General features: G+C 42.4%; 11 protein-coding genes. All 11 read left to right on the top strand.

The features are described 5' to 3' along the window. The first annotated feature begins 117 nt into the window (after window positions 1-117). The 11 genes from rimP to QUE35_RS11010 all read left to right on the top strand — a co-directional run bounded on the left by rimP (window position 118) and on the right by QUE35_RS11010 (window position 16,379). The gene (gene rimP / locus QUE35_RS11060) at window positions 118-585 is read left to right on the top strand and encodes a ribosome assembly cofactor RimP (RefSeq protein ID WP_022600854.1); all 468 of its coding nucleotides are present in this window, start codon (window positions 118-120) and stop codon (window positions 583-585) included. A 2-nt stretch (window positions 586-587) separates the two neighbouring features. After that, entirely contained in the window at window positions 588-1,844 is a 1,257-nt protein-coding gene (gene nusA, locus QUE35_RS11055; RefSeq protein ID WP_022391095.1) for a transcription termination factor NusA, read from the top strand. Between the two features lie 118 nt (window positions 1,845-1,962). Beyond that, window positions 1,963-4,857 carry a translation initiation factor IF-2 gene (infB, locus tag QUE35_RS11050; protein ID WP_022600855.1) on the top strand — a complete coding sequence of 965 codons (2,895 nt, stop codon included), beginning with the start codon at window positions 1,963-1,965 and terminating at the stop codon, window positions 4,855-4,857. A gap of 145 nt (window positions 4,858-5,002) precedes the next feature. After that, window positions 5,003-5,641 (top strand): CvpA family protein, encoded by a 639-nt coding sequence (locus QUE35_RS11045; protein ID WP_009319029.1) that lies wholly within the window; start codon window positions 5,003-5,005, stop codon window positions 5,639-5,641. After that, on the top strand, window positions 5,622-7,073 hold the full coding sequence (gene sufB, locus QUE35_RS11040) for a Fe-S cluster assembly protein SufB (RefSeq protein ID WP_022600856.1): 1,452 nt from the start codon (window positions 5,622-5,624) through the stop codon (window positions 7,071-7,073). Before QUE35_RS11045 ends, sufB begins: the two co-directional genes overlap by 20 nt. A gap of 39 nt (window positions 7,074-7,112) precedes the next feature. Further along, window positions 7,113-7,871: a Fe-S cluster assembly ATPase SufC gene (sufC, locus tag QUE35_RS11035; RefSeq protein ID WP_009319031.1), complete on the top strand. Its 759-nt coding sequence runs from the start codon at window positions 7,113-7,115 to the stop codon at window positions 7,869-7,871. Between the two features lie 36 nt (window positions 7,872-7,907). Then, window positions 7,908-9,251: a Fe-S cluster assembly protein SufD gene (gene sufD, locus QUE35_RS11030; protein WP_022600857.1), complete on the top strand. Its 1,344-nt coding sequence runs from the start codon at window positions 7,908-7,910 to the stop codon at window positions 9,249-9,251. A gap of 21 nt (window positions 9,252-9,272) precedes the next feature. Further along, the gene (locus tag QUE35_RS11025) at window positions 9,273-10,487 is read left to right on the top strand and encodes an aminotransferase class V-fold PLP-dependent enzyme (RefSeq protein ID WP_022600858.1); all 1,215 of its coding nucleotides are present in this window, start codon (window positions 9,273-9,275) and stop codon (window positions 10,485-10,487) included. A 203-nt stretch (window positions 10,488-10,690) separates the two neighbouring features. Then, window positions 10,691-11,863 carry an efflux RND transporter periplasmic adaptor subunit gene (locus tag QUE35_RS11020; RefSeq protein WP_423767135.1) on the top strand — a complete coding sequence of 391 codons (1,173 nt, stop codon included), beginning with the start codon at window positions 10,691-10,693 and terminating at the stop codon, window positions 11,861-11,863. Then, window positions 11,860-14,967: an efflux RND transporter permease subunit gene (locus QUE35_RS11015; RefSeq protein WP_022600860.1), complete on the top strand. Its 3,108-nt coding sequence runs from the start codon at window positions 11,860-11,862 to the stop codon at window positions 14,965-14,967. The genes QUE35_RS11020 and QUE35_RS11015 overlap by 4 nt, the downstream gene beginning before the upstream one ends. Continuing rightward, window positions 14,964-16,379 carry an efflux transporter outer membrane subunit gene (locus QUE35_RS11010; protein WP_031258447.1) on the top strand — a complete coding sequence of 472 codons (1,416 nt, stop codon included), beginning with the start codon at window positions 14,964-14,966 and terminating at the stop codon, window positions 16,377-16,379. The genes QUE35_RS11015 and QUE35_RS11010 overlap by 4 nt, the downstream gene beginning before the upstream one ends. Window positions 16,380-16,428 lie beyond the last annotated feature (49 nt).

The raw sequence follows: 16,428 nt of genomic DNA, 5'->3' as shown, positions 1-16,428 counted from the left end.
AACGCAAAAGGGAGAAGAAGGAGGGGGCACATTGCCCCCTCGTTTTGTTCTAATATAAAACTATCGCTATCGAAAAATATATTAGACATCATCTCCTTCCCCATTAAAAGAAATTGAATGATAGAAAAAGATTTTGTAAAGGAACTTGTAGAAAAAGGATTGTCGGGTACAGACTGCTTTATAGTAGATGTTCAGGTAAAGCCGGGTAACAGCATCATTATCGAAATAGATAACGAAGACGGTATAGATATAGAACAATGCTCGACCTTGCACAGATTTATAGAAGAGCACCTCGACCGGGATATAGAAGACTATGAGCTTGAAGTAGGGTCGGCAGGCATTACATCTCCGTTCAAAGTTCGGAAACAGTATAAAAAAAATATCGGTAATGAGGTCGAAGTTCTTACAAAATCGGGACTAAAACTCAACGGAATCCTAAAGGAAGCGGATGAAGACAAATTTACTGTTACGATAACGAAAAAAGTAAAGACAGAAACCAGTAAACGAAAAGTAGAGGTATCGGAAGATCTCGTTTTCGGTTATGATGAAATAAAGTACACAAAATATTTAATCAGATTTAAATAAATATGGCCAAAAAAGAGGAAGCAATCAGCATGGTCGACACGTTCTCGGAGTTTAAAGAACTGAAGAACATTGACAGAACGACAATGATCAGCGTGTTGGAAGAATCGTTCCGCAACGTATTAGCGAAAATGTTCGGTACGGACGAAAACTTCGATGTTATTGTAAATCCCGACAAAGGGGACTTTGAAATATGGAGAAACCGCGAAGTAGTCGAAGACGGACAAGTCAGCGATCCCAATCTGCAAATCTCTTTATCCGAGGCCAAAAAAATCGATAACGATTACGAAGTAGGTGAAGAAGTTACCGATGAAGTAATTTTCGAAAAATTCGGACGCCGGGCCATTTTAAACCTGCGTCAAACATTGGCATCAAAAATTCTGGAACTGCAAAAAGATGCCATTTACAATAAATACAAAGATAGAATCGGACAAATCGTCAGTGCAGAAGTTTACCAGATCTGGAAAAAGGAAATGCTTCTTATCGATGATGAAGGGAACGAACTTCTTCTTCCGAAAACAGAGCAAATTCCTTCGGATTTTTATCGTAAAGGAGAAACCGCAAGAGCGGTAGTCGCCCGTGTCGATAACAAAAACAATAATCCGAAAATTATCATATCCCGAACTTCGGAAGAATTTCTGAAACGGTTGTTCGAACTGGAAGTTCCGGAAATACATGACGGTCTGATTACTATTCGCAAAGTAGCACGTATCCCGGGAGAACGTGCTAAAATTGCGGTAGAATCTTATGACGATCGCATCGATCCGGTAGGCGCTTGCGTCGGGGTAAAAGGCGCTCGCATTCACGGTATCGTCAGAGAATTGAGAAATGAAAACATCGATGTAATCAATTATACTGCAAATACATCTCTTTTCATCCAAAGATCGCTGAGTCCGGCAAAAATTTCTTCAATTCGTCTGAACGAAGAAGAAAAAAAAGCCGAAGTATTCTTAAAACCGGAAGAAGTTTCTCTCGCTATCGGCAAAGGAGGACTGAATATAAAATTAGCATGTATGCTGACCGGATATACGATAGATGTGTATCGTGATATCGATGAAACAGAAGAAGAAGACATTTATCTCGATGAATTTAAAGACGAAATCGACGGTTGGGTGATAGAAGCCCTAAAAGCTATCGGATGTGCTACGGCCAAAAGCGTATTGGCAATGTCTCGAGAGGAATTGATCGAAAAAGCAGATCTCGAAGAAAATACCGTTGATGAAATAATTAATATATTAAAAGCAGAATTTGAAGAAGAATAGAAAGGAAATCCGTCATACTGCGAAGTAAGACGGATTTACCCTGTTTCCTAGTCTGGAAAATCTCCCGGAATCCGACTAAATATTCTTCTTTCATTTTGTATAACGCTAAAAAACGATTATGACGATAAGGTTAAATAAAGTAGCAAGAGATTTAAATGTAGGAATTCAGACAGCTGTCGATTTCCTGCAAAAGAAAGGATTTTCTATTGAGTCAAATCCCAATACGAAAATCAGTGACGAACAGTATGCCCTGCTGGTAAAAGAGTTCAGTACGGATAAAGATCTGAAAATCGAATCGGAACGTATCAGCCAGGAGCGCCATAATAAAGATAAGAACAAAGCAACCGTCGCTCTCGAAGGCTATGAAGAACCCGCATCGGACAATGAATCGGGAAAAACGGAAATAGCGACAACCATAGACGAAGAATTAAAGCCGAGAATAAAACAAGTCGGAAAGATAGATTTAGATAATCTATACCGTCCGGTAGTTCCTAAAAAAGAAGAACCGGAAGAGACCGTAACGGACAAAGAGGAAAAAACAGTTACCGAAGAACCCGTACAAGATCATAACGAGATCGAAAAGGAAATTCAGGAAGAAGAACAAATTTCTATAAAAGAACCCGAAATTACAGAAGAACCCCAAACTGCAAATATCGAAGAAGAGGAAGAAAATCTGACTTCAGAAAACGATATTGACGAGAATTCCGAAGAAGAAGAGGACGATGAACCCATCCATATGAACGAAGAAACAAAAGAAGACGAAATATTTACGCTAAACCGGCCTAAACTGACTACGAATATCAATGTTGTCGGGAAAATAGACCTTTCAGCACTAAATCAACAAACTCGTCCGAAGAAAAAAACAAAAGAAGAAAAAAGAAAAGAGCGCGAAGCTAAAGATAAACAGCGCAATGATCTGAAAAAGCCGCTTATTGCGGACGCAAAAACGGCCGAATCTCAAGAAACGGATATGGAACGTAAAAAACGGAAACGTATCCGCAAAGAAAAAATCGATATTGAGAAGAATGCGCCGACCACAAATCCGCAATCTCGAAACAACGGTAACCCAAAAGGTCCTAAGTTGAAACTGAAAAAACCGGTAAAAGCCGAAATCAGTGAAGAGGATGTACAGAAACAGATCAAGGAAACACTGGCCAGACTGACAACTAAAGGACAGAAAAAGAGTGCAAAATGGCGTAAAGAGAAACGCGAAGCTTTTGCCAACAAAGCTCAGGAACTGGAAGAGCAGGAGATGGAAGAAAGTCGCATTCTGAAACTGACCGAGTTCGTTACCGCTAACGATCTGGCCGTCATGATGAATGTACCGGTAAATAACGTTATCGCAACCTGTATGAGCATCGGTATTATGGTATCTATCAACCAACGACTCGATGCGGAAACGATCAATATCGTAGCAGAAGAGTTCGGATTCAAGACAGAATATGTCAGTGCGGAGGTAGTAGAAGCGATCAATGTAGAAGAGGATAAAGAAGAAGACTTGACTCACCGTCCCCCGATTGTCACGGTTATGGGACATGTCGATCACGGAAAAACCTCGTTACTCGACTATATCCGTAATGCGAATGTCATCGCAGGTGAAGCCGGAGGTATCACCCAACATATCGGGGCTTACAATGTAAAATTGAGCGACGGTAGAAGAATCACGTTCTTGGATACACCCGGACACGAAGCTTTCACCGCCATGCGTGCACGAGGAGCTAAAGTTACGGACATCGCAATCATCATCGTTGCCGCAGACGACAGCGTGATGCCGCAAACCGTCGAAGCAATCAACCACGCATCGGCAGCAGGAGTACCTATCGTATTTGCCATTAACAAAGTCGATAAACCCAACGCCAATCCCGATAAGATTAAGGAAGAATTGGCCAACATGAATTACCTTGTCGAAGAATGGGGCGGAAAATATCAGTCTCAAGATATTTCGGCAAAAAAAGGTACAGGCGTGCACGAACTGCTCGAAAAAGTTTTACTCGAAGCCGAGTTGCTCGACTTAAAAGCAAATCCCGACCGTAGAGCTACCGGTTCGGTAATCGAATCGACTCTGGATAAAGGACGAGGATATGTAGCTACCGTATTAGTAGAAAACGGAACTCTTCGCACCGGAGATATTGTTCTTGCAGGAACACACCACGGTCGTGTCAAGGCCATGTTCAATGAGCGAAATGCTCGGATCAATGAGGCCGGACCGTCTGCACCCGCATTGATCTTAGGCTTGAACGGCGCTCCGCAAGCAGGAGACATTTTCCACGTAATGGAAAGCGAACAAGAAGCGCGTGAGATTGCAAACAAGCGAGAACAGTTACAGCGAGAACTCGGATTGAGGACACACAAGCTACTGACTCTCGATGATATAGGAAGACGTATTGCCATCGGTAATTTCCAAGAACTGAATGTGATCGTAAAAGGAGACGTTGATGGTTCAGTAGAGGCATTGAGCGATTCTCTGATCAAATTATCAACTGAAGAAATTCAGGTAAACGTATTGCATAAAGCCGTAGGACAAATTTCCGAATCGGATATTACCTTAGCGGCGGCATCAAACGCAATCATCATAGGATTCCAAGTACGTCCGTCTATGGCAGCCCGCCGTCTTGCAGAAAAAGAAGGTGTGGATATTCGACTCTACTCGATTATTTACGATGCGATAGAGGAAGTAAAATCTGCTATGGAAGGAATGCTTTCTCCGGAAATCAAGGAAGAAATTACGGCGACTGTCGAAGTACGGGAAACTTTCAAGATCACAAAAGTGGGAACTGTCGCCGGATGTATGGTTAAAGAAGGTAAGATCAAACGTACCAACAAGATTCGCCTTATCCGTGACGGTATCGTCATTTACTCCGGAGATCTCGGTTCGCTGAAACGATTCAAAGAAGATGTAAAAGAAGTTGCTACCGGATATGAATGCGGTCTCAACATTGCCAACTACAACGACATCAAGATAGGTGACTTGATCGAAGCGTATGAAGAGGTCGAAGTAAAAAAGACATTGTAAAAACTCTGCACAGGCATTACCGAAACAATCGGGTTACCTATTTGCAGCAAGAATATAAACACGGATGTAAAAGAAGTAACCCGATAAGTCGGAACTTTTTGACATCTGTGTTTTTCTGTTCGGAGACAAATGATTTAAAGGGAGTATGAGAATCGAGATTATAGATATAGTCATTGCCGTACTCATTTTGTACAGTATTTTCCGAGGCTATCATTTAGGACTTATTCGTCAGATCGGGGCTTTGGGAGGCATACTGTTAGCTATTTTGGGGGCTAATCTCTTATCTCCTTTCATGGGTTTACTATTGAATAAAACAGAGCTGTTTCCCGAATACGTCAACCATAAAATCGCATATTTGGTAACTTTCTTGATCATTCTCTTCTCCTGTAAATTTATCACCCGACTGATGCAACGCTTTGCCCGGATGCTACATCTCGGACTTCCGGACAAATGGGCAGGTGTTCTTTTCTGCGGATTTAAATATATTCTTGTAATCAGTGCAGTTCTGAATATTTATGATTTATTACACAAGGAGTTAGATCCGAAAGATACAAAAATGCAAGAAAATTCATACTTTTATTCCGAAATAATAAAAGTCGCTCCTTTTATTCTCGATTTATCTAAACAAGCATTCCGTAACGAGAATAAAAACAAAGAAACAGACAAACCAAAACAGATAAGTGTTTGTTTATTAAAAAGATATTCTTACGACATCCCCATTTTATCCGATATAAACGATAATGGGCTAAATGTAAAATATATATATGAAACAAGAAGATCCTAACCAAATATTAAACGACGTTACATCCAACGATTATAAATACGGATTTGTAACCGATATAGAAACGGAAGTGATTCCTACCGGATTATGCGAAAATGTAATCAGGCTTATCTCTCAAAAAAAAGGAGAACCCGAATGGTTACTCGAATTCAGACTAAAGGCTTATGAACACTGGAAAACATTGAAGATGCCGCATTGGGCACATTTAGACATTCCTTCTATCGACTACCAGGCAATCAGCTATTATGCTGCACCTAAGAAAAAAGAAGGACCGAAAAGCCTTGATGAAGTAGATCCAGAGTTACTGAAGACATTCAACAAATTAGGAATCTCTTTAGAAGAACAGATGAAACTTTCAGGAATTGCCGTCGACGCTGTCATGGACAGTGTTTCGGTAAAAACGACATTCCGGGAAAAACTCGCCGAACTGGGCGTAATTTTCTGTTCGTTCAGCGAGGCGGTCAAAGATTATCCCGACTTAGTAAAAAAATATCTGGGTTCGGTGGTATCTTATCGTGACAATTTTTTTGCAGCGCTCAACTCCGCCGTATTCAGCGACGGTTCGTTCGTGTATATTCCCAAAGGGGTACGCTGCCCTATGGAATTATCAACCTATTTCCGTATCAACGCAGCCAATACGGGACAATTCGAACGCACCTTAATCGTAGCCGATGACGACAGTTATGTAAGTTATCTCGAAGGGTGCACTGCTCCGATGCGTGACGAAAACCAACTGCATGCGGCAATAGTAGAGATAATCGCCCACGACCGTGCAGAAGTAAAATACTCTACTGTTCAGAACTGGTATCCCGGTGATAAAAACGGGAAAGGCGGTATTTATAATTTTGTAACGAAACGGGGCATGTGTAAAGGAGACCATTCGAAAATCTCATGGACACAAGTAGAAACAGGCTCTGCCATTACATGGAAATATCCGAGTTGCATACTTGCCGGAGACAATTCGATCGGAGAATTTTATTCGGTTGCCGTTACCAATAACCACCAACAGGCAGATACGGGAACGAAAATGATCCATTTAGGAAAAAATACAAGAAGCACGATTGTTTCCAAAGGTATCTCTGCAGGATACAGCCAAAACAGCTATCGGGGACTGGTCAAAGTTTCCCCTCGTGCCGATAATGCCCGTAATTATACACAATGCGACAGTTTATTGCTGAGTTCTCATTGCGGAGCACACACATTTCCGTATATGGACATAAAGAACAATACCGCAGTCATAGAACATGAAGCTACTACATCCAAGATCAGCGAAGATCAGATATTTTATTGCAACCAAAGGGGTATTCCGACAGAAGATGCCGTAGGTCTGATTGTAAACGGTTACGCAAAAGAGGTTATGAACAAGCTCCCGATGGAATTTGCTGTCGAAGCCCAGAAACTTTTACAAATCTCCTTAGAAGGCTCGGTTGGATAATTGAATATTTTAATTTGAACATAAAAAAGACGACATACGATGTTAGATATTAAAGATTTACATGCCAGTATCAACGGCAAAGAGATATTAAAGGGAATTAACCTGACGGTAAAACCCGGAGAAGTTCATGCAATTATGGGGCCTAACGGATCGGGGAAAAGTACATTATCTTCGGTTCTGGCAGGAAATCCGGCCTTTGAAGTGACCGAAGGAAGTGTAAATTTTTATGGAAAAGACCTGCTATCTCTTTCTCCTGAAGACCGTTCACACGAAGGCATTTTCTTGAGTTTCCAATATCCGGTAGAAATACCAGGTGTAAGCATGGTGAACTTCATGCGTGCCGCTGTAAACGAACAACGCAAGTATAAGGGTTTAGAACCTCTATCCGCAACAGACTTTCTGCGCATGATGCGCGAAAAACGCGAAATCGTAGAGTTAGATAACAAACTGGCGAGCCGATCGGTAAACGAAGGCTTTTCCGGCGGAGAAAAAAAGAAAAACGAAATTTTTCAAATGGCTATGCTTCAGCCTCGTTTGTCGATTCTGGACGAAACGGACAGCGGACTGGATATAGATGCCTTACGTATCGTTGCAGAAGGCGTGAATAAGTTGAAATCAGATCAAAATGCGACAATCGTAATTACTCACTATCAAAGATTGCTCGATTATATCGCTCCGGATTTTGTTCACGTGCTTTATAAAGGTCGTATCGTAAAATCAGGCGGTCCTGAACTGGCCTTGGAGTTGGAAGAAAAAGGATATGATTGGATCAAAAAAGAAGTCGATAAACAAATCTGATCCTTTTAATCAGACGTTTCATTATCATTGTACATCATGAATATAGAAAAACAATATATAGAATTGTACGACCAGTACCATTCACTCATCGACAATCATGCTTCTCCCATACTTAACGCATTGCGGGAAAAAGCGATGTCCGAATTCCGGGAAACAGGATTTCCCTCCCCAAACGATGAAGAGTATAAGCACACGAACATTCCGGATCTGTTCGCTCCCGATTACGGATTGAATCTGAACCGTTTAGAGATACCCGTAAACCCTTACGAAGTATTTCGATGCGATGTTCCGAATCTCAGTACATTGCTTTACTTTATAGTCAATGACAGTTTTTATACAAAAGAAAATCCTAAAATAAAACTTCCCGAAGGAGTTCTTATCGGAAGTCTTAACGAAATGGCTCGTTCTCATCCCGATCTGGTACAGCGTTATTACGGGAAACAGGCTTGTACCCGAAACGATGGAATCGTCGCATTAAATACGGCATTCGTACAAGACGGATTTTTTCTTTATGTACCGAAAGGCGTTATTATAGAAAAGCCGATACAACTGATCAATATACTACGGGGAGACGCAGATTTTATGGTAAACCGCCGCCTGTTGATCATTTTGGAAGAGGGTGCACAAGCTCGTCTGCTGGTTTGTGACCATACGATGGATAAAAAGAAATTTTTGTCATCGCAAGTAACCGAAATTTATGCCGGTAAAAATGCGGTATTCGACTATTATGATATAGAAGAATCATCACTGAACACTAACCGGATAACCTCTACTTTTGTAGATCAAGCTGAAAAATCGAACGTCCTTATTAACGGCATTACCCTTCATAACGGCACAACTCGCAACAATTACCGGATGACATTCTCCGGAGAACATGCCGAAGCCCATTTGTGCGGAATGGCGATAGCAGATAAAAAACAATCGGTAGATAACCATACGTTCATCGATCATGCCGTTCCTCACTGCACCAGTAATGAACTGTTCAAATATGTACTGAACGATTCATCGACAGGCTCTTTCAGCGGACGTATTCTCGTACGGGAAGGCGCACAGAAAACCTCGGCTTATCAAACCAACCGGAATCTTTGTGCTACAAAAGAAGCCCACATGTACACGAAACCGCAATTAGAAATATATGCAGATGACGTAAAATGCAGTCATGGCGCTACCGTAGGACAATTAGACGAAAACGCGCTGTTCTATCTCCGGTCACGGGGAATCCCCGAAGCTGAGGCACGAATGCTGTTGATGTTCGCCTTTACCAACGATGTAATCGAGAACGTCAGGATGGATGCCTTAAAAGACCGACTGCGCCAACTGGTAGAAAAAAGATTTCGCGGAGAACTCGACAAATGTGCAGGATGCAATATCTGTCAATAAAATAAAGGAGACCATATAACTATGTTAGATATTCAAAAAATACGAAATGACTTTCCTATACTCGAACAAAAAGTATATGGGAAACCATTGGTTTATTTTGACAATGCTGCAACCTCTCAAACTCCCGAATGTGTCGTCAATACGATCAGAGACGGATATGACCGTATCAATGCAAACGTACACCGAGGTGTGCATTTTTTAAGCCAGGAAGCTACCGAAGGTCACGAGAATGCACGAAAAAGAGTGCAGCAATATTTGCATGCAGCACACGACTACGAAATTATTTTTACGCGTGGAACTACCGAATCCATAAACCTGGTCGCAAGTTCGTTCGGAGACGCGTTTCTGAAAGACGGAGATGAAATAATATTGTCGGAAATGGAACATCATGCCAATATCGTTCCGTGGCAATTGCTCCAAAACCGGAAAAAAATTATATTGAGAGTCGTGCCTATCGATGAAAACGGAGAACTGAAGATGGACGTTTTCCGCTCATTATTCAATGAAAAGACAAAACTCGTATCACTCTCACATATCTCTAATGTTTTAGGAACTGTAAATCCCATAAAAGAAATAATTTCAATATCGCATTCGCACGATGTGCCCGTCTTGCTGGACGGAGCACAAGCTGCTCCTCACACTCGGATAGACGTGCAAGATCTGGATGTCGATTTTTATGTTTTATCAGCTCATAAAATGTATGGTCCTACCGGAATCGGAGTATTATACGGTAAAGAAAAATGGTTGAACGTCATGCCTCCCTATCAAGGTGGAGGCGAAATGATCTCGCATGTTTCTTTCGAAAAAACGACATTCAACGAACTGCCTTATAAATTCGAGGCCGGAACTCCCGACTATATCGGAACAATGGCTTTTGCGACAGCCCTCGATTATATCGAAAGCATCGGGATAGAGAATATCGCAGCACACGAACAAGACCTGCTTCGTTATACAACCGGACAATTGATGCAGATAGACGGCATGAGAATTTTCGGAACTGCACATGAAAAAAGTGCTGTTATCTCGTTTCTTGTAAAAGATATTCATCATTATGATATGGGAATGTTACTTGACAAACTCGGTTTTGCTACCCGGACAGGACATCATTGCGCCCAACCGTTGATGCAGGCTTTAGGTGTGGAAGGTGTACTTCGTGCATCTTTTGCTGTTTATAATACTAAAGAAGAGGCCGACGCATTCGTTGCAGCCGTAGACCGTGTTGCAAAAATGTTTTGATCTGATATATAAAAATTCAACAAGGATGTAGAAAATATCTACACCCTTGTTTTTTTACCAAGACCGAAATAGGGTATCTGATACCCTATTTTCAATAAAATGATAAATATACCTGCTTTTTTGCACGGATATTGTTATATATTCAGTTATTTGAATCATTTGAAAAACTATATATGAAAAAATTTGTAGAGTCAATCGCCAAAATGGAGTTTAATCGAAAAAAGGTTCTGATCATTATTATCGGGATTATCGTCATCGGAATCGTCTATTACTTCCTAAGCCGTCCCCCCAAAACAGCGGCCTCTGAACCTACGGTAGTCATAGAGACCGTAACGACAGACGATGTCGAAATCTACGGAGAATATGTAGGACGCATTCGAGCACAACAGTTCGTCGAAGTTCGTGCACGAGTAGAAGGCTACCTTGAAAAAATGCTCTTCGAAGAAGGTACTTATGTCCCTAAAAACCAACTATTATTTATTATCAATCCCGACCAATACAAAGCAAAAGTCGATAAAGTAAAAGCCCAGCTTACCAAAGATAAAGCTCAAGCACTGAAAGCTAAACGCGACTTAGAACGCATACAACCCTTGTACGCTCAAAATGCGGCAAGCCGCTTAGACCTCGACAATGCAATTGCCGCATACGAAAGTGCGGCAGCTTCGGTAAACATGACCGAGGCCGATCTGTCGCAAGCCGAAATGGAACTGGGATATACGGCAGTTCATTCTCCCCTTTCCGGACGAATAAGCGAACGTCATGTCGATGTAGGAACATTAGTCGGTCCGGGAGGAAAGTCTCTATTGGCGACCATTGTCAAAAGCGATACGGTATTAGTCGATTTCAGCATGACTGCCTTGGATTACTTGCGCAGTAAAGAGAGAAATGTCAATCTGGGACAAAGGGACACCTCCCGCACGTGGCAGCCTTATATAACGATTACGCTCGCAGATAACTCGATATACCCGCAAAAAGGTTTGGTAGATTTTGCCGAGCCGCAAGTAGACCCGCAAACCGGAACATTTTCCGTGCGGGCAGAGATGCCTAATCCTGAACAGATATTGCTGCCGGGACAATTCACCAAAGTAAAATTATTGCTCGATGTCCGTGAAGATGCCATCGTTGTTCCCAACAAAGCTGTAATTTTAGAAAAAGGAGGAGCTTATATCTTCGTTATGCGCAAAGACTCTACCGTAGAAAAACGATTCATAGAAATAGGCCCGGAAATCGGGAACAAAATGGTTGTAGAACGAGGTCTTGCCACAGGCGAGAAAATCGTTACCGAAGGTTACCACAAATTAACTCCGGGCATAAAAGTCAAACCGGTCACCGAAGCCATCAAGCCTGAAACACCGGAAGAAAGGAGCGAATCATGAAAAGCGAATTTTTTATCGACCGCCCCGTCTTATCGATCGTTCTGTCCTTAGTCATCGTTATCGTCGGGCTTATCGGGCTTTTCTTGTTACCGATAGACCAATATCCGCAAATTACTCCTCCGGTGGTAAAAATAAGCGCATCCTATCCGGGAGCGAGCGCAACGACCGTGTCACAAGCGGTAGCTACACCTATCGAACAAGAATTAAACGGAACTCCGGGAATGCTTTATATGGAATCGAGCAGTTCCAACTCGGGAGGATTCTCCGCCACTGTGACTTTCGATGTTTCTACCGATGCCGATCTTGCTGCCGTAGAAATACAGAACAGGATAAAACTGGCAGAATCGCGACTACCGGCAGAAGTCATACAAAACGGAATATCTGTAGAAAAGCAGGCGGCCAGCCAATTGATGACGATTTGTCTTACATCGAACGACCCGAAATTCGATGAAATATACCTAAGCAATTTCGCAACGATCAACGTACTCGACTTATTACGTCGAATCGAGGGTGTCGGCAGAGTATCGAATATCGGAAGCCGCTACTATGCCATGCAAATATGGGTACAACCCGACCGTCTTGCAAACTTCGGATTAACGGTACAAGACCTGCAAACCGCACTGAAAGATCAGAATCGGGAATCGGCTGCCGGTGTCTTAGGTCAGCAACCTGTAACCGGGCTGGACATAACGATACCTATCACTACCCAGGGGAGATTATCATCCGTAGGGCAATTCGAGGATATTGTCATCCGGGCCAATCCTGACGGCTCTCTTATCCGGTTGAAAGATGTCGCCAGAGTTTCCTTAGAAGCCTCTTCATACAATACCGAAAGCGGTATCAACGGTGAGAATGCCGCCGTATTAGGAATATACATGCTTCCCGGAGCAAATGCGATAGAGGTTGCACAAGCAGTAAAAGATGCCATGAAAGAAATCAGCAAGAACTTTCCGGAAGGCATGAGCTACGAAATACCGTTCGATATGACGACTTATATTTCTCAATCGATTCACGAAGTCTATAAAACATTGTTCGAAGCATTGGGATTGGTTATTCTCGTCGTATTTTTATCATTACAGAACTGGCGTGCGACCCTTATCCCGGTAATTGCCGTACCGATCTCATTAATCGGAACTTTCGGATTTATGCTGATATTCGGTTTTTCTTTAAACCTTCTGACCATGCTCGGTCTTATCCTCGCCATCGGTATCGTGGTAGATGACGCCATCGTCGTCGTAGAAAATGTCGAGCGGATTATGGAAGAAGAACATATTGGGGCATACGAGGCGACAAAAAAAGCGATGAACGGACTGACAAGTGCCCTAATCGCAACATCATTAGTGCTTTGTGCCGTATTTATTCCCGTAAGTTTTCTTAGCGGCATCACCGGACAACTTTATCGGCAATTTACGGTAACCATTGTCGTATCGGTACTCATATCGACAGTCGTGGCCTTGACATTAAGCCCGGCAATGTGCGCTCTGCTGTTAAAACCGAGCAACAAGAAAAAGAAAAAACACATTCTATTCCGATATATAAACCATTGGTTGGTTACCGGAAACAGAAAATATTCTAATCTCATACAAAAAGCGATGATGAATCCGAGAAGGATATTATCCGGATTCGGAATCATGCTGGTCATTATGTTCGTTATTTCCCGTTTTATTCCCACCAGTTTTATGCCGCAAGAAGATCAAGGTTATTTTAAAGTAGAATTAGAACTTCCTGAAGGTGCAACTTTGGAACGAACTCGAAAGGTAACCGAAAGAGCAGTCTCCTATCTGCTGGAGAATCCGTTTGTCGCATACGTGCAGAATGTCACCGGAAGCAGTCCTCGAGTAGGAAGCAACCAATCGCGAAGCGAACTCACGGTGATCCTTAAACCTTGGGAAGAAAGAGAAGGAGTAGGTGTAGAACAAATTATGGAAACCGTACGAGAAGAACTTTCTCAGTACCCCGAATCTAAAGTATTTCTAAGTACTCCTCCCGTCATACCGGGACTCGGATCTTCCGGTGGTTTTGAAATGCAACTTGAAGCACGGGGAGACGCAACATTCCAAAATCTCATACAGGCTGCAGATACGTTGATGCATTACGCATTGCAACGGAAAGAGCTAACCGGACTGTCTTCCTCTCTACAATCAGAAATTCCGCAACTCTATTTCGACGTAGATCGGGACAAAGCCCGCATACTGGGAGTACCGCTAACCGATATTTTCTCTACAATGAAAGCTTATACAGGTTCGGTATATGTAAACGATTTCAACATGTTCAACCGTATTTATAAAGTATATATTCAGGCTGAAGCTCCTTATCGAGCTCATAAAGATAACATCAATTTATTTTTCGTGCGAGGAAGTAACGGAGCTATGGTTCCTCTCACCGCTCTCGGAACGACCGATTACACGACCGGCCCGGGAAGTATTAAGCGATTCAATATGTTCAATACGGCCATTATACGAGGAGCGGCGGCACAAGGATACAGTTCGGGACAAGCGATGGAAATCATGGAAGAAATAGCGCAAAAACATCTGCCTGCCAACATCGGAATCGAATGGAGCGGACTCTCGTTTCAAGAAAAAAAAGCAGATGGTAAAACGGGTATAATAATGGCCCTCGTTTTCTTGTTCGTATTCTTATTTCTAGCAGCACAATACGAAAGCTGGTTAGTCCCTATTTCGGTACTGTTATCTCTTCCCGTAGCTGCTTTCGGAGCTTATTTAGGAATATGGGTCTGCGGAATGGAAAACGACATCTACTTCCAGATAGGACTCGTCATGTTGATCGGATTAGCTGCTAAAAATGCGATTCTGGTAGTCGAGTTCGCAAAAATTCAAGTAGATAAAGGTGCCGATATCATATATGCCGCCATTCATGCAGCACGTCAACGATTCCGCCCCATCGTCATGACCTCTTTCGCTTTCATCTTGGGTATGCTCCCGATGGTATTGGCAAGCGGGCCGGGCTCGGCAAGCCGGCAATCTATCGGAACAGGAGTCTTTTTCGGAATGATATTCTCCATCACATTCGGGATTATCCTTGTTCCCTTTTTCTTTACTTTAATATATAAACTCAAAGCGTCAATCAAAGAAAAATGGTCATGAAAATAGTATCCAAAATATACATAGTATTCGTTATTCTGATAATGACCGGACTCTATTCCTGCAAAATAGGGAAAAAATACAGTCGTCCGGAATTACACCTGCCCGAAAGAATTACGGAACAACATTCCGACTCGTCAACTCTGGCCGATCAGGATTGGAAAACTATATATACGGACACTTTATTGCAGTCTCTTATACAAAAGGCTCTCGATAATAACAAAGACATGCTGATCGCAGCGTCCCGTATAAAAGAATTGGCATATAGAAAAAGAATAGCTACCGGAGATTTATTCCCTACCATAAATGCGGCTATACATCCTGAACGGGAACATACGAATGACGGAGGAAATAACCCCGACAACGATGATTCGTTCGAGGGAAAACTTTCCCTATCATGGGAAATCGATTTATGGGGGAATCTACGCTGGGCACGTGCTGAAAGTATTGCCGAATATCTCGCATCGGTAGAAGCAAGACGTGCTTTACAAATGTCGATGATCGCACAAGTCGCACAATACTATTACGAACTGGTTGCATTGGACAACGAGCTGGACATCGTCCGCCAGACACTGGATACATGGGAAAAAGGTCTCGATCTGGCGAGAATCCGTTTTGAAGGGGGATTGACTTCGGAAACGTCTTTTCGTCAGGCTCAAGTAGAACTTGCCCGTACAGCGACATTAGTACCGGAACTGGAAAACAAGATTTCTCAAAAAGAAAACGACTTGTCGTTGCTTGTCGGAGAATATGAAGCTGTTATTACCCGGGCAAAAATGAATCCCGATATCTATTTGCCCGAACAACTGCCCGTAGGATTACCCTCGACCCTTTTGGAGCGACGTCCCGATCTGAGACAAGCCGAGCAAGAGTTAATTGCGGCGCATGCCCAAGTCGGTGTCGCCTTTACGAACATGTTTCCGAAATTAACTCTCACAGCTACTTACGGGATAGAAAGCTCTTCTCTGAATGATTTTTTACGTTCTCCTTACGGATTTATCGGAGGGACATTACTTTCTCCCATTTTCGGCGCTGGAAAAAACATCGCAAAGCATAAGGCTCAGAAAGAGGTATTCAGACAGACTTGTTATCGATACGAAAAATCGGTTCTGACAGCTTTTCAAGAAACAAAAAATGCAATTGTAAACTTTAACAAGGTAAAAGAAGCCCGTATCCTGAAAAAAAATCTTTACGAAGCATCAAAAGGATATGTAGAACTGGCCCAACTACAATATATTAACGGGGTCATCAACTATCTCGACGTATTAGATGCACAACGAGGATTTTTTTCTGCACAAACAGGTCTTAGCAATGCCATAAGAGATGAACAGATTGCTGTCGTTTATCTCTACAAAGCGTTAGGAGGAGGATGGGACAACTTATCTCCATTCGATAAAGAAGAGACTAAGCAATAATTTATCGAACAAAATCTGCCGGAAAATTTTTCTTCCGGCAGATTTTGTT

The sequence above is a fragment of the Coprobacter fastidiosus genome, from assembly GCF_030296935.1.
In the GTDB taxonomy this organism is placed as follows: Bacteria; Bacteroidota; Bacteroidia; order Bacteroidales; family Coprobacteraceae; genus Coprobacter; species Coprobacter fastidiosus.
Note: the sequence above shows the minus strand (reverse complement) of the source record. Positions and strands in the feature narration are given on the sequence as shown.

Bases quoted from the DNA above. Each gene is read 5' to 3' on its own strand.
- QUE35_RS11025 (WP_022600858.1), top strand. From the start codon at position 9,273: ATGTTAGATATTCAAAAAATACGAAATGACTTTCCTATACTCGAACAA.
- QUE35_RS11010 (WP_031258447.1), top strand. From the start codon at position 14,964: ATGAAAATAGTATCCAAAATATACATAGTATTCGTTATTCTGATAATG.
- sufC (WP_009319031.1), top strand. From the start codon at position 7,113: ATGTTAGATATTAAAGATTTACATGCCAGTATCAACGGCAAAGAGATA.
- QUE35_RS11045 (WP_009319029.1), top strand. From the start codon at position 5,003: ATGAGAATCGAGATTATAGATATAGTCATTGCCGTACTCATTTTGTAC.
- sufD (WP_022600857.1), top strand. From the start codon at position 7,908: ATGAATATAGAAAAACAATATATAGAATTGTACGACCAGTACCATTCA.
- rimP (WP_022600854.1), top strand. From the start codon at position 118: ATGATAGAAAAAGATTTTGTAAAGGAACTTGTAGAAAAAGGATTGTCG.
- QUE35_RS11020 (WP_423767135.1), top strand. From the start codon at position 10,691: ATGGAGTTTAATCGAAAAAAGGTTCTGATCATTATTATCGGGATTATC.
- sufB (WP_022600856.1), top strand. From the start codon at position 5,622: ATGAAACAAGAAGATCCTAACCAAATATTAAACGACGTTACATCCAAC.
- nusA (WP_022391095.1), top strand. From the start codon at position 588: ATGGCCAAAAAAGAGGAAGCAATCAGCATGGTCGACACGTTCTCGGAG.
- infB (WP_022600855.1), top strand. From the start codon at position 1,963: ATGACGATAAGGTTAAATAAAGTAGCAAGAGATTTAAATGTAGGAATT.
- QUE35_RS11015 (WP_022600860.1), top strand. From the start codon at position 11,860: ATGAAAAGCGAATTTTTTATCGACCGCCCCGTCTTATCGATCGTTCTG.